We start from the raw sequence: 21328 nt of genomic DNA, 5'->3' as shown, positions 1-21328 counted from the left end.
GAAGCCGAACAACAGTCCCGTGCGCTGCTCGCCCTGCGACTCCAACGTTCCTCCTCGGGGGGGTGGCCGGTCCGGCCGGACCGGCCTGGCTGGCCGACCTCAAGACGGTAGCGCCGTACACCCCCGCTGTCATTCCCGTTCTGGCGTACGGTGCTTACGTGCCGTTCCCCTTCCCGTACGCTCGGCGCACTCCGGCCGGATCCCGCGTCGCCCGAACGGCGGAGGGGCCGGTCCCGCCAGGCGGGGTCGGCCCCTCACATGGGCGAACGTGCCGTCAGCCCACGACGGTCCAGGTGTCGTTGCCGGTCAGGAGGGTGCCGAGGTCGCCCTTGCCGTGCTGGACGACGGCCTGTTCCAGTTGCTCGGTCATCAGGGTGTCGTAGACCGGGCGGCGCACGTCGCGCAGGACGCCGATGGGGGTGTGGTGCAGGGTGTCGGGGTCGGCGAGGCGGGAGAGGGCGAAGGCGGTGGTGGGGGAGGCGGTGTGGGCGTCGTGGACCAGGACGCCGTCGGTGCCCTCCGCCGTGACGTCGACCACCTTCAGGTCTCCGGTGGCCCGGTCGCGGGCCACGCCCCTGGTGCCCAGGCCGTCGGCCGCGGGGGCGCCGAAGCGGATGGGCTGTCCGTGTTCCAGCCGGATGACGGCCTCCCGGGCCTGTTCCCGGTCCTTGAGGGCCTCGAAGGCGCCGTCGTTGAAGATGTTGCAGTTCTGGTAGATCTCCACCAGGGCGGTGCCCGGGTGGGCGGCGGCCGCGCGCAGCACGCCGGTGAGGTGTTTGCGGTCGGAGTCGACGGTGCGGGCCACGAAGGACGCCTCGGCGCCGATCGCCAGGGAGACCGGGTTGAACGGCGCGTCCAGGGAGCCCATCGGCGTCGATTTGGTGATCTTGCCGATCTCGGAGGTGGGGGAGTACTGGCCCTTGGTGAGCCCGTAGATCCGGTTGTTGAACAGCAGGATCTTCAGGTTGACGTTGCGGCGCAGGGCGTGGATGAGGTGGTTGCCGCCGATGGACAGCGCGTCGCCGTCGCCGGTGACCACCCACACCGACAGGTCCGGGCGGGAGGAGGCCAGGCCGGTGGCGATGGCCGGGGCGCGGCCGTGGATGGAGTGCATCCCGTAGGTGTTCATGTAGTACGGGAAGCGGGAGGAGCAGCCGATGCCGGAGACGAAGACGATGTTCTCCCTGGCCAGGCCGAGCTCGGGCATGAAGCCCTGGACGGCGGCCAGGACGGCGTAGTCGCCGCAGCCGGGGCACCAGCGGACCTCCTGGTCGGACTTGAAGTCCTTCATGGTCTGCCGGCCGTCGGCCTTGGGGACCAGGGAGAGCGCCTCGACGGCGGGCGCCGGCGGTGTGGTCTCAGCCATCGATGGCCTCCTTCAGAACGGTGGCGAGCTGTTCGGCCTTGAACGGCAGGCCGGTGACCTGCGTGAACGACTGGGCGTCGACCAGGTACTCCGCCCGCAGCAGGGTGGCCAGCTGTCCGAGGTTCATCTCGGGGACGATCACCTTGTCGTAGCGGTCCAGCACCGCGGCGAGGTTGCCGGGGAAGGGGTTGAGGTGGCGCAGATGGCTCTGGGCGACCTTCTCGCCGGCGGCGCGCAGGCGGCGCACCGCGGCGGTGACCGGCCCGTAGGTGGAGCCCCAGCCCAGCACCAGCACCCGCGCGTCGCCGGTGGGGTCGTCGACGGGCGCGTCGGGCACCTCGATCCGGTCGATCTTGGCCTGGCGGGTGCGGACCATCAGGTCGTGGTTGGCCGGGTCGTAGGAGATGTGGCCGGTGCCGTCCTGCTTCTCGATGCCGCCGATGCGGTGCTCCAGGCCCGGCGTGCCCGGCACGGCCCAGGGGCGCGCCAGGGTGTGCGGGTCGCGCTTGTAGGGCCAGAAGGCCTCGGTGCCGTCGGCCAGGGTGTGGTTGGGGCCGGTGGCGAACCGTACCCGCAGGTCGGGCAGCTCGCCGGGCTCGGGGATCCGCCACGGCTCGGAGCCGTTGGCCAGGTAGCCGTCGGACAGCAGGAACACCGGGGTGCGGTAGGCCAGCGCGATCCGGGCCGCCTCCAGCGCCGCGGTGAAGCAGTCGCCGGGGGTGGCCGGGGCGAGGACCGGCACCGGCGCCTCGCCGTTGCGCCCGTACATCGCCTGCAGCAGGTCGGCCTGCTCGGTCTTGGTCGGCAGCCCGGTCGAGGGGCCGCCGCGCTGGATGTCCACGATCAGCAGCGGCAGCTCCAGGGAGACCGCCAGCCCGATCGTCTCCGACTTCAGCGCCACCCCGGGGCCGGAGGTGGTGGTCACCGCCAGCGCCCCGCCGAAGGCGGCGCCCAGCGCCGCCCCGATCCCGGCGATCTCGTCCTCGGCCTGGAAGGTGCGCACCCCGAAGTTCTTGTGGCGGCTCAGCTCGTGCAGGATGTCCGAGGCCGGGGTGATCGGATAGGAGCCCAGATACAGCGGCAGGTCCGCCTGCCGGGACGCGGCGATCAGCCCGTAGGACAGTGCCAGGTTGCCGGAGATGTTGCGGTAGGTGCCCGGCGGGAACGCGGCCGACGCCGGGGCGATCTGGTAGGAGACGGCGAAGTCCTCGGTGGTCTCCCCGAAGTTCCACCCCGCCCGGAAGGCGGCCACGTTCGCCTCGGCCACCTGCGGGTTCCTGGCGAACTTCCGGCGCAGGAAGGACTCGGTGGACCCGGTGGGCCGGTGGTACATCCAGCTCAGCAGGCCCAGCGCGAACATGTTCTTCGCCCGCTCGGCGTCCCGGCGGGCCAGCCCGGAGTCCTTCAGCGCCTCCAGCGTCAGCGTCGTCAGCGGCACCGGATGCACCCGGTAGGCCGCCAGCGAGCCGTCCTCCAGCGGGCTGGCCGCGTAGCCGACCTTGGCCATCGCCCGCCGGGTGAACTCGTCGGTGTTGACGATGACCTCCGCGCCCCGCGGCAGGTCGGGCAGGTTCGCCTTCAGCGCGGCCGGATTCATCGCCACCAGCACGTCGGGCGCGTCCCCGGGAGTGAGGATGTCGTGGTCGGCGAAGTGGAGCTGGAACGACGACACCCCCGGCAGCGTCCCGGCCGGCGCCCGGATCTCGGCGGGGAAGTTCGGCAGCGTGGACAGATCGTTGCCGAACGCCGCCGTCTCCGAGGTGAACCGGTCACCCGTCAGCTGCATACCGTCACCGGAGTCGCCGGCGAAGCGGATGACGACCCGCTCCAGCCGCCGAACCTCCTTGGCCGGTGAGCCGGGCGAGCGCTGCTGATCGGCTGGGCTACTGACCTGGCTGGTCACTGGACTGGACCTCCCTTGAGGCGGCGGCTCGTCAGCCATCGTACGTGGGTAAGGGTGACCTTCCCGCGGCCGGTCACATGGTGGACGTTCGGATGAGACGACACTCGGGGGCGTGCGTATATTCCGGCGGGGCTCCGGAGCCCCGCCGGACTATGACCTGAGGTACGTCGGCACGGCCGGCACCCGGCGGTGGTCCTCGCCGTCCGGTGCCAGGCCCAGCTTCGGGAAGATGTTGCCGACGTGCTTCTCCACCGCCCCGTTGCCGCGGTCGGCGCCGGCGCCGACCGCGGCCGTCGTCGGCGACCCGGATGAGCAGGCGGTCGCCGGAGCGGCACAGATCCACCGAGGCCCGGGCGGCGCCGCTGTGCTTGCCGACGTTCCGGAGGATTTCGGAGACGGTGAAGCAGGCGATGCCCTCGATGGCGGGCGCCGGGCGGGTGGGGAGGTCCACGGAGACGGTCACGGGGGCGGGACAGCGGGCGGCGACGTTGGACAGCGCGGGGCCCGGACCGCGGTCGGTGAGGATGGCGGGGTGGATGCCGCGGGCGAGGTCGCGGAGCTCGGAGAGGGCGAGCTTCACCTCGCCGTGGGCCTCGTCGACCATTCTGGCGGCGGCCTGCGGGCCCTCCGGCGATTTCTCCCCGGCCAGGCCGAGGCCCACGGCCAGGGCGACCAGACGGGCCTGCGCTCCGTCGTGGAGGTCGCGCCCGATGCGGCGGAGGCCGGGCGATGGTGTGACGGAGGCCCGCCTTCCGCGCGTGGGCCCAGGGCCTAGACTCCCCTTCCGAACGGAGCGTCGTAACCGATGCGAACACCACGGAGCGAGGGGCGGACGTGCCGGACTACTTCCACGGCTACGCGGTCGTCGGGCTGGTCGCGGTCGTCGGGGTGCTCTTCGTGGCGGTGGCCTTCGGCGCCGGGCGGCTGCTGCGGCCCGTGGTGCCGACGCCGGAGAAGCTGCTGACCTACGAGTGCGGAGTTGACCCCGTCGGCGAGGGCTGGGCGCACACCCGGATCCGCTACTACGTGTACGCCTTCCTCTACGTCGTCTTCGCCGTCGACTCGATCTTCCTCTTCCCCTGGGCGACGGTCTTCGCCGAGCCCGGTTTCGGCGGAGTGACACTGGTGGAGATGTTCGTCTTCCTCGGCTTCCTGGCCGTGGGACTGCTCTACGCCTGGAAGAAGGGTGTTCTGGCATGGACGTGAACCCCGAGACCCCTGAAGCCCCCGGGACCCCCGCTCCGGCCGCCCGGCCGGAGCCGCGCCGCCTGGGCGGGCTGGCCCGGCTCGCCCCGGAGCCGATGAAGGTGGTCCTCAACTGGGGCCGCCGCTACAGCCTGTGGGTCTTCAACTTCGGGCTGGCCTGCTGCGCGATCGAGTTCATCGCCGCGTCGATGTCCCGCCACGACTTCATCCGCCTCGGCGTCATCCCCTTCGCCCCGGGACCGCGCCAGGCCGATCTGATGGTCGTCTCGGGCACGGTCACCGACAAGATGGCTCCGGCGATCAGGCGGCTGTACGAGCAGATGCCCGAGCCGAAGTACGTGATCTCCTTCGGCGCCTGCTCCAACTGCGGAGGTCCCTACTGGGACTCGTACTCCGTCACCAAGGGCGTGGACCAGATCATCCCGGTCGACGTCTATGTGCCCGGCTGCCCGCCCCGGCCCGAGGCGCTGCTCCAGGGCATCCTCAAGCTCCAGGAGAAGATCGCCGGCGAGTCGACGGCCGAGCGGTACGGGAACGCCTCCGGATCCGTGCCGTCGAGCCCGTCGGGGGCGGCCCTGACCAGTGGCCTGGTCACCCCGCCCCCGCCTCCGCCTTCGGGCCCGGCAGCGGGGGAGGGGCGCGCATGACCGGGCCGGACCCACAGGACCCGCGGCCGTCCGCCGCCGGATGGCTGCCCCGGCCCGCCGGGGAGATCTTCGGCGAGGGCGCGAGTGCGGCCGAGGCGTACGGGCTGCTGACCGTCGACGTGCCGGCCGCCCGCTGGACCGAGGCGCTGACCACCGCGCGCGACGGGCTGGGCTGCACGTTCTTCGACTGGCTGAGTGCCGTGGACGAGCCGGGCGAGGGCTTCCGGATCTGCGCGCACCTGGCCGCGCTGGGCACACCGGTCCGGCGGCTGCTGCTGCGGACCACCGTGCCGCACGAGGCGCCCGAACTGCCCACCGCCACCGGTGTGTACGCCGGGGCCGCCTGGCACGAGCGGGAGACGTACGAGATGTTCGGCGTCTCCTTCACCGGTCACCCGAACCCGGCTCCGCTGCTGCTGCCCGACGGTTTCGAGGGGCATCCGCTGCGCAAGGACTTCGTGCTGGCGGCCCGTGTCGCCAAGGCGTGGCCCGGCGCCAAGGAGCCCGGCGAGCCCGCGGAGGGCGGCCCGAGGCGGCGGCAGACGCTGCCGCCCGGCGTGCCCGACCCGAACGAGTGGGGTCCGCTCAAGGGACAGCTCCCCGCGCTGCCCGCCCGACCGGCACGCGGCCGTGCGGCGGGTGCCGCGGGGGAGCGCCCGCCGCGGCGCACACGCAGCGCGAGCGCCGGTTCCGCGAGCCAGCGCGCCTCCGGGGCGGCTCCCCCGGAGGCCGCCGCGACGCGCCGCTCCCGCAGCGCGTCGGAGGGGTCGGCCAGTCAGCGGGCAGCCGCGGAGCCGGGGCGGCGCAGTACGGACGCACCCTGGCTCAAGCCGGCGGAACCGTCCGGCGAGACATCGGCCGAGGCCGCCCGCCGTGTCCACGGGACGGACGAGCGGACGGAGGTCCCGCCCGGCGAGGGCGGCGGCGCCTCGGTGGCGAACGGCCCCGAGGGCGAGGCCCCGGGACCGGAGCGCGAGGCCACCCGGAAGCCCGGCACCGCCGACGCCGACGCCGACGCCGACAGCGACAGCGACAGCGGCTCCGGCGACGGCGGAACGACGGGAGGCGGTGCCTGATGGACGTGCTCGACGTCGCCTGGCGGCTGCTGGCCGTCCTGCTCGCCTTCCTCGTCCTGCCCCTGGTGGTGGGCCAGGCCGAGCACAAGGTGATGGCACACATGCAGGGCCGCGTCGGCCCGATGTACGCGGGGGGCTTCCACGGCTGGGCCCAACTCGTCGCCGACGGCGTGAAGTTCGCGCAGAAGGAGGACGTCGTACCGGCCGACGCCGACCGCCGGGTCTTCCAGCTCGCGCCGGCCGTCGCCCTGATCCCCTACCTCCTCGTGCTGGTCGCCATCCCGGTCGGCCCGGACGGCATGGTCGGCCAGGCGATCGACGCGGGGATCTTCTTCGTGCTCGCCGTGATGGGCGTCGGCGTGCTCGGCTCCCTGATGGGCGGCTGGGCATCGGCCAACAAGTTCTCCCTCCTGGGTGGCCTGCGCACCGCCGCCCAGCTCATGGCGTACGAGCTGCCGCTGCTGCTCGCCGCCGCCTCCGTCGCCATGGCCGCCGGGACGCTCTCGCTGCCCGGAATCCTGGAGGCGTTCGAGTGGTGGTGGGTGCCGTGGCAGATCATCGGCGCCCTGGTCTTCTTCACCGCCGGACTCGCCGAGCTCCAGCGCCCGCCCTTCGACGCACCCATCGCCGACTCCGAGATCATCTTCGGTGCGTACACCGAGTACACGGGTCTGCGTTTCGCGCTCTTCCTGCTCGCCGAGTACGCGGGCATCGTCATCCTGTGCGCCCTGACCACGGTGCTGTTCCTGGGCGGCTGGCACGGGCCGTTCGCCGCCGACCTCGGCTGGCTGTGGACCCTGCTGAAGACCTCCGTGCTCGCCTTCGTCGTCATCTGGCTGCGGGTGAGCTACCCCCGGCTGCGCGAGGACCAGCTCCAGAGGCTCGCCTGGACCGTGCTCGTCCCCCTCGCCCTCTTCCAGATCGCGCTCACCGGCGTCGTCAAGGTGGTGATCCAGTAATGGCCGTTCCCGGCAGCGGCCTGGCCAAGGGCCTGGCCGTCACCCTCCGCACCATGACCCGGCGCTCGGTCACCGCGCACTATCCGGACGTCCAGCCCGAGCTGCCCGCCCGCAGCCGCGGGGTGATCGGGCTGTTCGAGGAGAACTGCACGGTGTGCATGCTGTGCGCCCGTGAGTGCCCCGACTGGTGCATCTACATCGACTCCCACAAGGAGACGGTGCCGCCCGCCGCCCCGGGAGGGCGCGAGCGCAGCCGCAACGTCCTGGACCGCTTCGCCATCGACTTCTCCCTGTGCATGTACTGCGGTATCTGCATCGAGGTCTGCCCCTTCGACGCGCTGTTCTGGTCACCGGAGTTCGAGTACGCCGAGACCGACATCCGCGATCTCGTCCACGAGCGGGACCGGCTGCGCGAGTGGATGTGGACCGCGCCCGCCCCGCCGCCGCTCGACCCCGCCGCGGAGGAGCCCAAGGAGATCGCCGCCGCACGCAAGGCCGCCGAGAAGCAGCTCGCAGCCGAAGCCCGCAGCCGTGAGGCCGGGCGGCACGGGACCTCGCGGCCCGAGACGGAGCAGCGGGACGGTGACGCGTGAGCGCCACCATGAGCCTCGCCGCCTCCGCCGCCTCCGCCGCTTCCACAGCCTCCAGCACCCCCGGCTTCCTGTCGCCCACCGGCGTCGAGATCCTCTTCCTGCTCGTCGGCCTGCTCACCCTCGGCGCCGCCATAACCGCCGTCACCACCCGGCAACTGGTGCACGCCGCCCTGTGGCTGGTGGTGGCACTCGGCGGGATCGCCGTCGAGTACCTGCTGCTGTCCGCCGAGTTCATCGCCTGGGTGCAGGTTCTGATCTACGTCGGGGCCGTCGTCGTCCTCCTCCTGTTCGGGCTGATGCTCACCAGGGCGCCCATCGGGCGCTCGCCGGACGCCGACTCCGGCAACCGCCCCGTCGCCCTCGCGGTCGCCGTCACCGCCGCCGCCGTCCTGGTCACCGTCGTGGTGGACGCCTTCCGCACCACCTGGATCGACCTGGAGAGCGGCGCACCGCAGGGCACCACCGACGTCACCGGCAGGATCCTCTTCCAGCACTGGGTGCTCCCCTTCGAGGCCCTGTCCGTCCTGCTGCTCGCGGCCCTCGTCGGAGCGATCGTCCTCTCCCGCCGGGGAAGCGGACAAAACGGGACCGGCGACGGCGGTGCCGCCGGCGCCGGGAACGGAACCCGGGCCACGGACGGGGGAGAGCGCTGATGCATCTGGCCTACCCCGCCGTCCTGGCGGTCCTCCTCTTCTGCACCGGTCTGTACGGCGTCCTCGCCCGGCGCAACGCGATCCTCGTACTGATGTCGGTCGAGCTGATGCTCAACGCCGTCAACCTCAACCTCGTCGCCTTCGACGTCTGGCTCCGCGACACCCTCCACGCGGGCCAGGCCCTCACTCTCTTCACCATCACCATCGCCGCCGCCGAGATCGGCATCGGCCTCGCCATCGTGCTGCTCGTCCACCGCAACCGGGGCACCTCCCACATCGACCGGCTCCGCGAACTCGCGGAAACCGACGGCAGCGACGCAATCGCTACCGAAAGTGACGAGACCACTGTGGCAGGCGCCACCGACAACCCAACCGACAACTCCTCGGGCGGTCCCGCCGGAAGACCCGCCGACACGCGCCTGACCAGGGGAGAGGCCACCGCGTGAGCACCACGACCCTCGCCGTCCTCGTCCCGCTGCTGCCCTTCCTCGGCGCCCTGGCCGGGCTCCTCCTCGGCCGCCGCGCCCCCGCCTACGTCCGCCCCCTGGCCGTCCTGCCCACCCTCACCTCCGCCGCCCTCGCCACGGCCGTCGCCGTACGCCAGGGCGGGGAGGGCGCTCTGACCGGCGCGACCCGGCTGGCCCCCACCGGCAACGACGCACTCCCCGTCGAGCTCGCCTTCCACCTCGACGGCTTCGCCGTCCTCGTGGCGGTCCTGGTCGCCGCCGTCGCGTCCTGCGTGCAGGTCTACTCCACCGGCTACCTCCGCGACGACCCGCGCTACCCCTCCTACGCCGCGCTGGTCTCCCTCTTCACGGCCGCGATGCTGCTGGTCGTCTACAGCGACGACCTGATCGTGCTGCTGGTCGGCTGGGAGGTCATGGGCATCTGCTCGTACTTCCTGGTCGGCCACTACTGGGAGACGGCCGCCGCGCGCTCCGCCTCGCTCAAGGCGTTCCTCGTCACCAAGCTCGGCGACGTGCCGTTCATCATCGGCATCCTGGCGCTGGCCTCCGAGGCCGGCACCTTCCGGATCAGCACGATCGTGACCCGGCTGACCTCCCCGCTGTCCGGCTTCGAGCTGGAGCACCCCACCGTCGTCGCGCTGCTGCTGCTCGCGGGCGTCGCGGGCAAGTCCGCCCAGTTCCCGCTGCACACCTGGCTGCCGGACGCGATGGCGGGCCCGACGCCGGTCTCCGCGCTGATCCACGCCGCCACCATGGTCGCGGCCGGGGTCTACTTCGTCGCGCGGCTGCTGCCCGTCTTCACCTCCTCCGCAGCCGCGCTCGCCGTCCTGGCCGCGATGGCGGCGGTCACCATGGTCGGCTCGGCGCTCGCCGCCCTCGCCCAGGACGACGTCAAGCGGGTCCTGGCCTACTCCACCGTCGGCCAGCTCGGCTACATGACCGGCGCCCTTGCCGTCGCCGACCGCGGCGCGGCCGTCTTCCACCTCATCTCCCACGGCGTGTTCAAGGCGCTGCTCTTCCTCGCCGCGGGTGTGCTCATCCACGCGGCCGGCACCAACTCCCTGGCCGCGATGTCCCGCACCGGCGGTCTGGCCGGGCGGGTGCCTGACGCCTACTGGACGATGACCGTCGCCCTGCTGGCGCTGGCCGCCGTGCCCCCCTTCGCCGGTTTCTTCTCCAAGGAGGCCGTCCTCGCCGCGGCCGAGCACGCGGCCCTCGACCCCGTCGGCGGGGCGGCCCACGCCGTCCCGTCCGCCGTGGGCTGGACGGTCCTGCTCGCCGGGCTGCTGACCGCCGCGCTCACCGCCGCGTACGCCGCCCGGCTGTGGCTGCTGGCCTTCCACGGCCGTGGCTCCGCCGAGCCCGGCGGGAGCACCGTGCCCGGTGAGAACACCGCGCCCGGCCACGGCAGGCAGCCGGTCGCCATGAACGCGGTGCTGTGGGCGCTGGCCGGGCCGACCATCGTCGTCGGGCTGCTCTACGGCGTCCTGCCCGACTGGTTCGACGGCCGCTCCCTCGCACCCACCCTCACCACCTCCGTCCTGGGCACCGGCCTGGCCGCCGCCGGCATCGTGGTGATGTACGCGGCCTGGCGGCACAGCACCGCCACCGCCGCCGCCCGCGCGCCGCTCGGCGCCGTCGCCGCCCACCCGGAGGCCGAGCCGGCGGTCTCAGAGGCAGAGGCCATCGCCACCCACCGGGCGGCCTACGGCGACATCGCCGCCGCCGACGACCCGGCCGACCCCGGCCGGCTCCTCCTCGGCCCGCTGCACCGCCACGCCGCCCGCGGCTTCCACCTCGACGCCCTCTACGCGGCCGTCGCCGTACGCCCGGTCCTGGCCGCGGCACGTCTGGTGCGCTTCCTGGACCGCGAGGTCGTCGAGACCTACGTGCGCGGCGCCGGAGGCACCGCCCGGCTGCTGGGAGCGGCCGTGCGCCGCGCCCAGACCGGCAACGTGCAGACCTATCTCGGCCTCCTGCTCGCCGGCTCCCTCGTCCTGGCCGTGGCCGCCGCCCTCGTCGCCGCCGGAGCGTGACCAGTGATCCCCCTGAACGACACCGCGATGCGGCTGCTCCTGGCGGCCGTCGTCGTCCTGCCCCTGCTCGGCGCGGTCGCCGCCCTGCTGCCGGCCCCGCCCGGGCTGCGGGGCCGCGGCCCGGAGCAGGCCGTGCTGCGCCACGGCGTCACCGTCACCGGCGCCGTGCTGGCCGCCACCGCGGTGCTCGCGCTCGGCTTCGACCACGACCGGCCCGGCACGATGCAGGCCGAGACCGACATCGCCTGGATCCCGGCGCTCGGCGTCCGCGTCCACCTCGGCACCGACGGCGTCTCGCTGCCCCTGCTCGTCCTGACGGCGCTGCTGACCTTCCTGTGCGCCCTGTACAGCTACCACCGGCCTCCCGAGGGCCCGCGTCCGCAGGCGTTCGTCGCGCTCGTGCTCCTGCTGGAGGCCGGCACCCTGGCGACCTTCGCCGTGCTGGACCTGATGCTGTTCTTCCTGGCCTTCGAGACGGTCCTGGTCCCGATGTACTTCCTCATCGCCCGCTGGGGCGGCGCGGGGAGGGAGCGGGCCGCGTGGAGGTTCGTCCTCTACACCCTGCTCGGCTCCGTGGTGATGCTGCTGGGCCTGCTGCTGGTCGGGCTGGGCGCCGAGGGCGGCCCGACGTTCGACATGACGGCGCTCGCCGAGGACGGCGGCCGGGGGCTGACCCACACCACCCAGCTCATGGCCGCCCTCGCCATCGGCATCGGCCTGGCCGTCAAGACGCCGATGTGGCCGCTGCACAGCTGGCTCCCCGACGCCCACACCGCCGCCCCGACGGTCGGTTCGGTGCTGCTGGCGGGCGTTCTGCTGAAGATGGGCACCTACGGTTTCGTCCGGATCGTCCTGCCGGTCGTCCCCGACGGCATCCACACCCTCGCGCCGTATCTGGCGGCCTTCGCGGTCACCGGCATCATCTACGGATCGCTGGCCTGCCTCGCCCTGGCCCTTCCCGGCTCCAAGGGCGACCTCAAGCGGCTCATCGCCTACTCCTCGGTGGGCCACATGGGCTTCGTGCTGCTGGGCGTCGCCACCCTCACCCGCACCGGCGTCAACGGCGCGCTGTTCGCGAACATCGCCCACGGGCTCATCACCGGCCTGCTGTTCTTCCTCGCCGGAGCGGTCAAGGAGCGCACCGGCACCACCGACCTGGACCGGCTCGCGCTCGACGGCGGAGGGGAGCGCGGCAGGGGCGCTGCGCTGTACGGGCGCGCCCCCCGTCTCGGCGGGCTGCTCGCCTTCGGCGCCGTCGCCTCCCTCGGACTGCCCGGACTGGCCGGCTTCTGGGGCGAGATGCTCGCGCTGCTCGGCGCGTACCACCCCGCCGACGGGCTCAGCCGGCCCGTGTACCTGGTCTTCATGGCCCTCGCGGCCCTCGGCACCCTGCTGACCGCCGCCTATCTGCTGGTGGTCGTGCGCCGGGTCTGCACGGGGGCGCCGTCCGCCCCCGGCGCCGCCCCCGCCCCGGGCACGACCCTGCCGGACGTACGCGGCCACGAGTTCGCCGCCTGGATCCCGCTCGTCGTCCTCACAGTCCTGGCCGGACTGTGGCCCGCGATCCTTCTGGGGCTCACCGATCCGGCCGTGCAGAACCTCCTGCCGGGAGTCAGCCGATGAACGCGCTCGCCCAGGACCCCGTCCGGTCGGTCGTCCAGTCCGTCGACTGGCTCACCATCGCCCCGCCCGCCCTCGCCGCACTGGGCGCGCTGGCCGTCCTGGTCGCCGACCTGTTCCTGCCCGAGCGCCGCAAGCCGCTGCTCGGCCCGGCCACCGTCGCCGTCCTCGCGCTCGCCGCGCTCAGCCTGCTGCCCCTCCTGGACGGCGACCGCACCACCTTCTGCCTCACCACCGACCCGGCGGTGTGCTCCTACGCCGCCGACCCGTTCGCCCTGGCCGTCCAGTTCCTGGTGCTGGGCGCCGCCCTGATCGCGGCCCTGCTGTCGATGACGGCCGTACGGGACGAGGCGCTGCCGCGCGGCGAGTACTGGTTCCTGCTGCTGGCCTCCGCGGCCGGCGCGGCGCTGCTGCCCGCCGCCCGAGATCTGGCGACCCTGATCGTGGCGCTGGAGGTCGCCTCCCTGCCGTCCTTCGCCCTGGTCGGACTGCGCCGCGCGGACGGGCGCTCCTCCGAGGCGGCCCTGAAGTTCTTCCTCTCCTCGGTCACCGCCACCGCCGTCAGCCTGATGGGTGTCAGCTTCGTCTACGCCGCGACCGGCTCCCTGCACCTGGACCGGGTCGCCGAGAGGCTGCGCGGGACCGCCCCAGGCCTGGAGACCCTGGCCGCCACCGGAGTCGCCCTCACCCTCGTCGGCTTCGCCTTCAAGACCGCGGCCGTCCCTTTCCACTCCTGGGTGCCGGACACCTACGCGGGCGCCCCCCTGCCGGTGGCCGCCTACCTGTCGGTGATCGGCAAGGCGGTCGGCCTCTCCGGGCTGGTCCTGGTGACCGTCGAGGCCTTCCCCTCCTACGGCCACGTCTGGGGACCGGCGCTCGCCGTCCTGGCCGCCCTCACCATGACCGGGGGCAACGCGGCCGCCCTGCGGCAGCGCCCGGAGCGCGCGCACAGCGCGGTACGGCTGCTGGCGTGGTCCTCCGTCGGCCAGGCGGGCTATCTGCTGGTGCCGATCGCCGCGGCGGCGTACGCCGCCGAGCCGGGGCGGGCCGTCGGCGCGACCGTCGCGTACGCCCTGATGTACGCCGCCGTGAACCTCGGGGCCTTCGCCGTGGCCGCCCACGTCGGCCGGACCGCCGCCGCCAACCGGATCACCGACTACCGCGGCCTGTACGCCGCCCACCCCCTGACCGCCCTCGCCCTCGCCTTCTTCCTGCTGTGCCTGGCCGGGCTGCCGCCGGGGATCATCGGCCTGTTCGCCAAAGTCGCGGTCTTCTCCACGGCCGTGGACGCGGGACTGGGCTGGCTTGCGGCGGTGATGGCGGTGAACGTCGTGATCGCCCTGTACTACTACCTGGCGTGGACGGCGCAGATCTTCCGGGCTCCCGAACACGCCCCCGCCGCACGTGTACGCGTCGCCGCGCCGCTCACGGCCGCGATCGCCCTGACGGGGCTGATCGCCGTCGGCCTTTCGGGTGCTCCCCAGCTCGCCCTGCGCTTCGCCGCCGACGTGCTGCTTTAGACGGGGGCGGGCCGGGAACCCGGCGCCTTCACACGGCGTTGACCTCACAGGAAGGGTCCACGAATCCGCCTTCGGACGGAGGCACCGCCGCAACGAAGGGCCACACGGGGAATCCCCCCTGCCGCACCACCTGGAGGGCGTACCGTGCACCGCCGGCACAACGGGCTGAAGACCGCCCTGCTACTCGGGGGACTGTCCGCACTCATCATCGTCGTCGGCGGTTTCTTCGGCCGCACCGGGCTGGTCGTCGCGGTCGTCCTGGCGCTCGGGACCAACGCCTACGCCTACTGGAACAGCGACAAACTCGCCCTGCGCGCCATGAGAGCCCGTCCGGTCAGCGAGTTCGAGGCCCCGGGCCTGTACCGGACGGTCCGCGAGCTGTCCACGGCCGCCCGCCAGCCCATGCCCCGCCTGTACATCTCACCGACCCAGGCGCCCAACGCGTTCGCCACCGGCCGCAACCCCCGCAACGCCGCCGTCTGCTGCACCGACGGCATCCTGCGCATCCTGGACGAGCGTGAGCTGCGCGCCGTCCTCGGGCACGAGCTGAGCCACGTCTACAACCGCGACATCCTCATCGCCTCCGTCGCGGGCGCGCTGGCCTCGGTGGTGATGTTCCTGGTCAACTTCGCCTGGTTCATCCCGATCGGCCGCTCGGACGACGACGAGGGCCCCGGTCTGGTCGGGATGCTGCTGATCATGCTGCTCGGCCCGCTCGCCGCGTCCCTGATCCGGATGGCGGTCAGCCGCTCCCGGGAGTACGAGGCGGACGCCTCCGGCTCCCAGCTCACCGGCGACCCGCTGGCCCTGGCCTCGGCCCTGGCCAAGCTGGAGGCAGGCACCAAGCAGCTTCCCCTGCCCCCCGAGCCCCGGCTGGAGACCGCGAGCCACATGATGATCGCCAATCCCTTCCGCCCCGGAGACGGTCTGTCCAGGATGTTCTCCACCCACCCCCCGATGGCCGAGCGCATCGCCCGGCTGGAGCGCATGGCCGGGAGGCGCCTGTGAGGACGCTCCTCAACATCCTGTGGCTGGTCTTCTCCGGCCTCTGGCTGGCCCTGGGGTACGCGGTCGCCGGCCTGGTCTGCTTCCTGCTGATCGTCACGATCCCGTGGGGCATCGCCTGCTTCCGGATCGCCGTCTACGCCCTGTGGCCCTTCGGGTACACCGTCGTCCAGCGGCCCGGCGCGGGCGCGGCCTCCGCCGCGGGCAACGTCGTCTGGCTGGTCTTCGCCGGGATATGGCTCACCCTGGGGCACATAGCCGCGGGCATCGGCTTCTGCCTGACGGTCATCGGCATCCCGTTCGGCATCGCCCACTTCAAGATGGTGCCGGTCTCCCTGATGCCGCTGGGCCGCGAGATCGTCCGCAGCGACGCCGCGTACCCGTCGTACCGCTGGAACCGGGCCCCTCGCTAGCCCGTCCCGCCCGGGCCTCGGGCCCGGGCGGTCCCCTCGTCGTACAGGCCGTCGTACGGGCCCGGCCCGGTCGGCGGCTCGCCCGCGCCCTCCCAGGGGGCCGGGCCGGTGCCGTCGCTCCAGGCGGCCAGCGCGTGCCGGTCGAAGCACAGGATCCCGCACCGCTCCGCGTACTCGGCGGCGGGCGCGGTGAAGTCGCCGGTGGTGACCACGGCCGCCACCTGGGCCTCGTGGACGGTGTAGCAGGTGCCGCCGAAGCGCTGCACGTCCTGCGAGCCGACCTTGTTGGTGTCGCTGTAACGCTTGCACTGGACGACCACGCGCCGCCCGTCCGGGGCGGTGGCGACGACATCGGCACCGAGGTCGCCCGCACCGCCGACGACCTCCACGTCCCGGCAGCCGTCCCGCTCGCACAGGGCCGCGACCGCCTGCTCGAACTCCTCCGCCTCCATGGCCTCGTAGTCCGGGCGGACGGGATCCGGGCGGACGGGACGGTCGGGGCCGCCGGAGCGGGCTCCGACGGCCCCGACCGGTTCCGTGTGCCGGACGGCCCCCGAGCCCTCCACCGGCCCGGGACGCTCCGCGTGCCCACCGCTTTCCGGTCCGCCGCCGGGGACCTCCTCCTCCAGCGTGTCCAAGGCGGTCTCGGCGGCCCCGGTCAGGACCGCGGCGGCCTGCCGTGCGGCCCTGGACGCCCGGAAGCGGCGCCCGCCGCGCAGACCGGCCACGGCGGCCGGCACGGCGATCAGGCAGACGGCCACCGCCGCGACCGGATGCCGCCCGGCCGCCTCCAGCACCACCCGTCCGGCGAACCACACGCCCAACAGGACGACGGCGGCCAGCACGAAGGCCAGGGCCGTCACACGCAGGTCGAAGACGGGCTTGCGGTCCGGCGTACGCTTCCGGCGCGCGGATACGGCCATCGGTGCTGATCCCCCCTGGCGGTTCGGCGTGGAACACCACTGCTCGTCACTGCCGTCTGCCCCGCCTCCCCGTTTTCAACGGGCCGCCGGGAGCGGCCCGCTGCAACGGGGTCAGCAGCCGATGCCGATGCAGTTCTCCCGGAAGACCCGCTCGCCGTCCACCGTGCCGACGATCGTGAAGCCCTCGAAGGTGACGCCGCCCTCCGTCTCGATCCGGGGGTCGCTGCCGGCGTCGGCCACCATCCGGGCCTCCCCGCCGTCCACGGTGGTGCCCTCGCAGGTGACCCGAAGGTTCTCCCCGGTGCCCTCGTCGGTGCACGTGAGGTCACCGTCGATCTCGTGCCCGGCCTGGCCGAAGGCGGGTTCGCCGGCCTCGGCCGCGCTGTTGCGGGCGAGGGTCCCGGAGACGTCCTCCCCGGTGTCGCCGTCCCCGCAACCCGAGAGTGCGAGCGCGCCGCACAGCAACGCGGCCGGCAGAGCGGCCCGCACGGTCTTCTTTCTCATACGTCCTCCTGGGCCCGTACGCGTGAAAGGTTCCGTGTCCGGGTGCCCGACGCGCGGTGCCGCCAATCTCCGGCCCCTCCCCGCCGCCCCGGAGGACGGACGGGCACCCGCCGCCCGGCGGGTGCCCGTCCGTCCTCGACCGGCTGCCGGCGCTCCCCGCCGGCCCCGTTCTCAGCGGTAGTTGGTGAACTGGATCGCGAAGTCGAAGTCCTTGCCCTTGAGCAGGGCGATGACCTCCTGCAGGGCGTCCCGGCTCTTGTGGCTGACGCGCAGCTCGTCGCCCTGCACCTGGGCCTTGACGCCCTTGGGGCCCTCGTCGCGGATGATCTTCGCGACCTTCTTGGCGTTGTCCTGGGAGATGCCCTCCTGGATCGACGCGAAGAGCTTGTACTCCTTGCCGGACACCTGGGGCTCCCCGGCGTCCAGGGACTTCAGGGAGATGCCCCGCTTGACCAGCTTGGTCTGGAAGATGTCGAGGATGGCCTTGACCCGCTCCTCGGAGTTGGCCCGCATCTCGATCTTCTCGCCCGACCAGGCGATGGAGGCTCCCACGCCCTTGAAGTCGAAGCGCTGGGAGATCTCCTTGGCGGCCTGGTTGAGGGCGTTGTCGACCTCCTGCCGCTCGACCTTCGAGACGATGTCGAAACTGGAGTCGGCCATCGTGGATTGGCTCCTCGTGCGTAGATCCGTCAGGGTGCGGTCCGGCTCGGTCCGCGCCGTCAGCCTAGTCATCCGCCGCGGTGATCCACCGCCGGACAACGAGGTGGCGGACCACCCCCCACCATCGGGTATGGTTGTGCGCGTTGCCAGGGGGCGAACACCCCCGAGGCGGCAATCCCAGGCGGTGTGCCCGAGTGGCCAAAGGGAGCAGACTGTAAATCTGCCGGCTCAGCCTTCCTAGGTTCGAATCCTAGCGCCGCCACACGAGGGGGACGGCCCCCGACCAGTCCACTGGTCGGGGGCCGTTCGCCGTTCCGCCGCTGCCGCCCCGCGTCCGTTCCATGAGGTACGGAGCCTAGTCCGGCACCTCCGTCGCCTCCGAGCCCAGTTCCGCGACCGCCTGGTCGATCGGGACCTCTCCGGAGACCAGCTCCAGCGTCACCCGCGCCGCGCGCGGGTCGTCCAGGAGGGCGAGGAGGACGGCGGCCACGTCGTCGCGGGAGATCTCGCCGCGGCCCGTGCGGGGCTCCAGCCGCACCCGTCCGGTGGCGGGGTGGTTGGTGAGACGGCCGGGGCGCAGGATCGTCCAGTCCAGGTTGACGCGCCGGCGGATGTCGTCGTCCGCGGCGCCCTTGGCGCGCAGGTAGGCGGCGAAGACGGGCTCCATGTCCGCGGGGGGCCGGTCGTCCGCCCCCATCGCGGAGATGACCAGGAAGCGGCGTACTCCGGCGAGTTCGGCGGCGTCCGCGAAGAGGACCGCGGCCGCGCGGTCCACCGTCTCCTTGCGGGCCGTGCCGCTGCCCGGGCCCGCGCCCGCCGCGAAGACCGCGGCGTCGGCGCCCCGCAGGTGCCGGGCGACCTCCTCCGCGGACGACGACTCCAGGTCGCAGACGATCGGCTCGGCCCCCGCCGAGCGCAGGTCGTCCGCGTGCTCGGGCCGCCGGACGAGTCCCGCGACCTCCTCACCGCGCGCGGCGAGCAGCCGCTCCAGCCGCAGTGCGATCTGACCGTGTCCTCCAGCGATGACTGTGCGCATACTCCGACCGTACGCCGCCGGACCCTCCCTCCGCCGCGTACGCCGCCGTCATCGCTGCGACTGGCGGGGAAGCCCCAGTTCGGTTCCGGGGCCGCCCGGTTCCGGGGCCGCCGTGTCCGCCGGGCCGCCCGGGTCCGTGGCGTCGCAGTACTCGCGCACCGCGCTGGTGCGGGCCACCACCCGGCCGCGGTGGACGACCAGGCGGCTGTACGCCAGCGAGAGCGTTCCGGTGAGCGTGCGGCCGCGTACGGCCAGCAGTTCCGCCGGAAAGCCGGCCTCGATCCGCACCCGCGGCAGCCCCATGGCCTCCCGCGCCCGCGCGCTCACCGCCTCGTAGGCCTCCTCCGGTCCGGCCTGGCCGTGCGAGGCCAGCAGGTAGGCGGCCTCCAGCGGGTCGCCGCGGCCCACCGGGTTGGCCGTGTCGCGCAGGGCGCCGCTGCCCGCGGCGACCCGCACCCCCGCCGCCCGCAGCAGCCGCACCGGCGCGGTGCGGGGGCCGCCGGCCGCCCGCGGCGGCAGGCCGCAGCCGCCCTGGGGCAGGCAGACCACCGTGATCCCGGCCGCCGCGAGGGACTCGGCGGCGCGGGCCGCGGTCTCCCGCGGCAGCCGGGCCAGCCCGTCGCACGGACCGACGGCCACTCCGGGCCGCAGCCCGCCGGCCACCGAGGCGAGGCGGGACAGCCGGACCGGGTCGGAGCCGTCGGTGTGCAGGTCCACCGCGCAGCCGTGCTCGGCCGCCACCTCCAGCACGGCCTCCGTGTAGCCGGCCGGGTCGGGGTCGAGGTCCGGGCAGCCGCCCACCGCCGCGGCCCCCATGTCCACCGCTTCGCGCAGCATCGCCAGACCGTCGGCCCCCGCCGCGCCGGTCAGCAGCCGGGGCACGGCGACGGCGGTGAGGTCGGCCAGCCCGTGCAGGGCGTGCCGGGCCCGCAGCACGGCCCGCAGGGCGCGCAGCCCGGCGACGTCGCCGACGCGTACATGGGTGCGCACCGCGGTCGCGCCGTGGCCGAGCTGGAGCAGTGCGGCCTCGGCGGCGCGCCGCTGTACACGTCCGGGGTCGTACGGGTCCCAGGGACCGTACGGGGACGCGCCGGGGGCTCCGGGCGGGTCACCGTCCGCGGTCAGAGCGGTGTCGTAGTGGGCGTGGGGCTCGGCCGGCGCGGGCAGCAGCAGATAGCCGGTGAGGTCGATCCGAGTGGCCCACGGAGGGGCGGGGCAGGAGAGGCCGCCCGCGGTCCCGACCGCCTCGATCCGACCGCCGCCGACCCGCACGTCCACGGTGCGGCCGTCGGCGAGCCGTGCGCCGCACAGGACGAGCGCGGCCGGCGCCGGGGGCGGGGCGCCCTCCGGAGGGGCGCCGGGGGCGGTGCCGGAGGGGCCGCCCGGGGAATCCGGCGAATCCGGGTGATCCGGGGAGGGGAGTGCGTCGCGATCGGGCTGCGCCGGTTCCTGCGGCTGGCTGTCGGGCATGGGGCTCCCGCGTTTCGCTCATGATCGCTGGGGTGCACCGAAGCCTAGGACCAGGGCGGGCCCGGGGCGTGCCGCCATCACGTGGGAGCCCAATAGTCGTACCGGTGGCCGCTCCGCTACGCCGGAAGGAGGGCGCGAGCCCCGGTCGGCACCGCCGTACGGAGGCGTGGCCGATACGGATTTCACGTTCGGCGCCCGGAGCGTGTAATGTCTTCATCGCTCGCCCCAATAGCTCAGTCGGCAGAGCGTCTCCATGGTAAGGAGAAGGTCTACGGTTCGATTCCGTATTGGGGCTCTGATGTGTGCGGCTCCCCGCCGAAAGACGGGGAGCGCCCGCATCGCGGCGGTGTAGCTCAGTCGGTAGAGCAAACGGCTCATAATCGTTGTGTCACCGGTTCGAGTCCGGTCACCGCTACCAAACCCAGTAGCCGATTGCGGGGTCGGTCCTCCGATCGGCTACTCTTTCTGCGTTGAATCCGTCCCAGCCGTCAAGGAGCACTCACGTGGCTGCCACCGACGTCCGCCCGAAGATCACGCTGGCCTGCGTGGAGTGCAAGGAGCGGAACTACATCACCAAGAAGAACCGGCGCAACAACCCGGACCGTCTTGAGATGAAGAAGCACTGCCCGCGCTGCAACGCGCACACCGCGCACCGCGAGACGCGATAAACGCCGCGACCTGCCGGGCCGCCGCGCACAGACACGCAAAGCCGTGAGGCCGTCCCCGTTCGCGGGGACGGCCTCACGGCTTTGCGCCCGTCCGAGCCGTCCGATCAGCAACCACCAGCAAGCCGTATGGAGGTACCGGGCCATGGCGCTCGACCAGTCCTTCGTGGGGCGGAGCTATCCGCCCACCGCGCCGTACGAGGTCGGCCGGGAGAAGATCCGCGAGTTCGCCGAGGCCATCGGTGACACCCATCCCGCGTACACCGACCCGGAGGCGGCCGGTGAGCTCGGTCACCCCGACGTGATCGCCCCGCCCACCTTCGTCTTCGCCATCACCTTCAAGGCGGCCGGGGAGGTCGTCGCGGACCCGAAGCTGGGGCTGGACTACAGCCGGGTGGTGCACGGCAACCAGAGGTTCGCCTACACGCGGCCGGTGCGCGCCGGTGACCGGCTCACGGTGACCTCCACCATCGAGGCGGTCAAGTCCATGGCGGGCAACGACATCCTGGACGTCCGCGGCGAGGTGCGCGACGAGGCGGGCGAGCACGTGGTGACGGCCTGGACCAAACTGGTGGCCCGCGCGGCCGGGGAACAGGGGGAGTGAGG

Annotated in this window: 22 protein-coding genes and 3 tRNA genes; 17 read left to right on the top strand and 8 right to left on the bottom strand. The window is 73.2% G+C overall.

Annotated elements, in window-relative coordinates; translation table 11 throughout:
• Window positions 1-274 precede the first annotated feature (274 nt).
• From ACGRHY_RS10770 to ACGRHY_RS10760, 3 genes are all read right to left on the bottom strand, one after another.
• A complete protein-coding gene (locus ACGRHY_RS10770; RefSeq protein ID WP_394635150.1) occupies window positions 275-1366 on the bottom strand; it encodes a 2-oxoacid:ferredoxin oxidoreductase subunit beta in 1092 nt (363 codons plus the stop codon).
• Window positions 1359-3269, bottom strand: coding sequence for a 2-oxoacid:acceptor oxidoreductase subunit alpha (locus ACGRHY_RS10765; protein ID WP_394635149.1), 1911 nt, complete (start codon window positions 3267-3269; stop codon window positions 1359-1361). Before ACGRHY_RS10765 ends, ACGRHY_RS10770 begins: the two co-directional genes overlap by 8 nt.
• Window positions 3270-3342: 73 nt before the next feature.
• Window positions 3343-3930, bottom strand: a complete 588-nt coding sequence (locus tag ACGRHY_RS10760; RefSeq protein ID WP_394635148.1) for a sensor histidine kinase — start codon at window positions 3928-3930, stop codon at window positions 3343-3345.
• Between the two features lie 173 nt (window positions 3931-4103).
• On the opposite strand from ACGRHY_RS10760, the gene ACGRHY_RS10755 reads away from it, so the two are divergent.
• From ACGRHY_RS10755 to ACGRHY_RS10700, 12 genes are all read left to right on the top strand, one after another.
• Complete coding sequence (locus ACGRHY_RS10755) at window positions 4104-4475, top strand: NADH-quinone oxidoreductase subunit A (protein WP_206348948.1); 372 nt, start codon at window positions 4104-4106, stop codon at window positions 4473-4475.
• Entirely contained in the window at window positions 4466-5122 is a 657-nt protein-coding gene (locus tag ACGRHY_RS10750; protein ID WP_394635147.1) for an NADH-quinone oxidoreductase subunit B, read from the top strand. The genes ACGRHY_RS10755 and ACGRHY_RS10750 overlap by 10 nt, the downstream gene beginning before the upstream one ends.
• Window positions 5119-6198, top strand: coding sequence for an NADH-quinone oxidoreductase subunit C (locus ACGRHY_RS10745; RefSeq protein WP_394635146.1), 1080 nt, complete (start codon window positions 5119-5121; stop codon window positions 6196-6198). The genes ACGRHY_RS10750 and ACGRHY_RS10745 overlap by 4 nt, the downstream gene beginning before the upstream one ends.
• Window positions 6195-7157 (top strand): complex I subunit 1/NuoH family protein, encoded by a 963-nt coding sequence (locus ACGRHY_RS10740; protein ID WP_394637990.1) that lies wholly within the window; start codon window positions 6195-6197, stop codon window positions 7155-7157. Before ACGRHY_RS10745 ends, ACGRHY_RS10740 begins: the two co-directional genes overlap by 4 nt.
• Entirely contained in the window at window positions 7157-7750 is a 594-nt protein-coding gene (locus ACGRHY_RS10735; RefSeq protein ID WP_394635145.1) for a NuoI/complex I 23 kDa subunit family protein, read from the top strand. The genes ACGRHY_RS10740 and ACGRHY_RS10735 overlap by 1 nt, the downstream gene beginning before the upstream one ends.
• Window positions 7751-7758: 8 nt before the next feature.
• The gene (locus ACGRHY_RS10730) at window positions 7759-8403 is read left to right on the top strand and encodes an NADH-quinone oxidoreductase subunit J family protein (protein ID WP_394637989.1); all 645 of its coding nucleotides are present in this window, start codon (window positions 7759-7761) and stop codon (window positions 8401-8403) included.
• On the top strand, window positions 8403-8849 hold the full coding sequence (nuoK, locus tag ACGRHY_RS10725) for an NADH-quinone oxidoreductase subunit NuoK (RefSeq protein ID WP_394635144.1): 447 nt from the start codon (window positions 8403-8405) through the stop codon (window positions 8847-8849). Before ACGRHY_RS10730 ends, nuoK begins: the two co-directional genes overlap by 1 nt.
• Window positions 8846-10906: an NADH-quinone oxidoreductase subunit 5 family protein gene (locus ACGRHY_RS10720; RefSeq protein ID WP_394635143.1), complete on the top strand. Its 2061-nt coding sequence runs from the start codon at window positions 8846-8848 to the stop codon at window positions 10904-10906. Before nuoK ends, ACGRHY_RS10720 begins: the two co-directional genes overlap by 4 nt.
• 27 nt (window positions 10907-10933) lie before the next feature.
• The gene (locus tag ACGRHY_RS10715; RefSeq protein ID WP_394637988.1) at window positions 10934-12529 is read left to right on the top strand and encodes a complex I subunit 4 family protein; all 1596 of its coding nucleotides are present in this window, start codon (window positions 10934-10936) and stop codon (window positions 12527-12529) included.
• Entirely contained in the window at window positions 12526-14046 is a 1521-nt protein-coding gene (locus ACGRHY_RS10710) for an NADH-quinone oxidoreductase subunit N (RefSeq protein WP_394635142.1), read from the top strand. Before ACGRHY_RS10715 ends, ACGRHY_RS10710 begins: the two co-directional genes overlap by 4 nt.
• Window positions 14047-14190: 144 nt before the next feature.
• Entirely contained in the window at window positions 14191-15054 is an 864-nt protein-coding gene (gene htpX / locus ACGRHY_RS10705; protein ID WP_394635141.1) for a zinc metalloprotease HtpX, read from the top strand.
• Window positions 15051-15464 carry a YccF domain-containing protein gene (locus ACGRHY_RS10700; protein WP_394635140.1) on the top strand — a complete coding sequence of 138 codons (414 nt, stop codon included), beginning with the start codon at window positions 15051-15053 and terminating at the stop codon, window positions 15462-15464. The genes htpX and ACGRHY_RS10700 overlap by 4 nt, the downstream gene beginning before the upstream one ends.
• On the opposite strand, the gene ACGRHY_RS10695 is transcribed toward ACGRHY_RS10700, so the two are convergent.
• From ACGRHY_RS10695 to ACGRHY_RS10685, 3 genes are all read right to left on the bottom strand, one after another.
• Window positions 15461-16387 (bottom strand): restriction endonuclease, encoded by a 927-nt coding sequence (locus tag ACGRHY_RS10695; protein ID WP_394635139.1) that lies wholly within the window; start codon window positions 16385-16387, stop codon window positions 15461-15463. The two genes, ACGRHY_RS10700 and ACGRHY_RS10695, sit on opposite strands and share 4 nt — an antisense overlap.
• 111 nt (window positions 16388-16498) lie before the next feature.
• Entirely contained in the window at window positions 16499-16891 is a 393-nt protein-coding gene (locus ACGRHY_RS10690; RefSeq protein ID WP_394635138.1) for a hypothetical protein, read from the bottom strand.
• 171 nt (window positions 16892-17062) lie between these two features.
• Entirely contained in the window at window positions 17063-17551 is a 489-nt protein-coding gene (locus tag ACGRHY_RS10685) for a YajQ family cyclic di-GMP-binding protein (protein WP_093851491.1), read from the bottom strand.
• A 180-nt stretch (window positions 17552-17731) separates the two neighbouring features.
• Between ACGRHY_RS10685 and ACGRHY_RS10680 the strand changes: the two genes are divergently transcribed.
• A tRNA-Tyr gene (locus tag ACGRHY_RS10680) sits at window positions 17732-17813 on the top strand.
• Between the two features lie 93 nt (window positions 17814-17906).
• Here the strand turns inward: ACGRHY_RS10680 and ACGRHY_RS10675 are convergent.
• Together ACGRHY_RS10675 and ACGRHY_RS10670 are read right to left on the bottom strand one after the other, a co-directional pair.
• A complete protein-coding gene (locus tag ACGRHY_RS10675) occupies window positions 17907-18587 on the bottom strand; it encodes an NAD(P)H-binding protein (RefSeq protein WP_394635137.1) in 681 nt (226 codons plus the stop codon).
• Window positions 18588-18635: 48 nt separating this feature from the next.
• Window positions 18636-20057 carry an amidohydrolase family protein gene (locus ACGRHY_RS10670; RefSeq protein WP_394635136.1) on the bottom strand — a complete coding sequence of 474 codons (1422 nt, stop codon included), beginning with the start codon at window positions 20055-20057 and terminating at the stop codon, window positions 18636-18638.
• A 222-nt stretch (window positions 20058-20279) separates the two neighbouring features.
• On the opposite strand from ACGRHY_RS10670, the gene ACGRHY_RS10665 reads away from it, so the two are divergent.
• The 4 genes from ACGRHY_RS10665 (at window position 20280) to ACGRHY_RS10650 (ending at window position 21326) form a co-directional block, all read left to right on the top strand.
• A tRNA-Thr gene (locus ACGRHY_RS10665) sits at window positions 20280-20352 on the top strand.
• Window positions 20353-20399: 47 nt separating this feature from the next.
• Window positions 20400-20475 (top strand) — tRNA-Met (locus ACGRHY_RS10660).
• Between the two features lie 85 nt (window positions 20476-20560).
• Complete coding sequence (gene rpmG, locus ACGRHY_RS10655; RefSeq protein ID WP_003948671.1) at window positions 20561-20725, top strand: 50S ribosomal protein L33; 165 nt, start codon at window positions 20561-20563, stop codon at window positions 20723-20725.
• 142 nt (window positions 20726-20867) lie between these two features.
• A complete protein-coding gene (locus ACGRHY_RS10650) occupies window positions 20868-21326 on the top strand; it encodes an FAS1-like dehydratase domain-containing protein (protein WP_394635135.1) in 459 nt (152 codons plus the stop codon).
• Window positions 21327-21328: the final 2 nt, after the last annotated feature.

This window comes from Streptomyces shinuiensis (assembly GCF_043660855.1).
Classification (GTDB): domain Bacteria; phylum Actinomycetota; class Actinomycetes; order Streptomycetales; family Streptomycetaceae; genus Streptomyces.
Note: the sequence above shows the minus strand (reverse complement) of the source record. Positions and strands in the feature narration are given on the sequence as shown.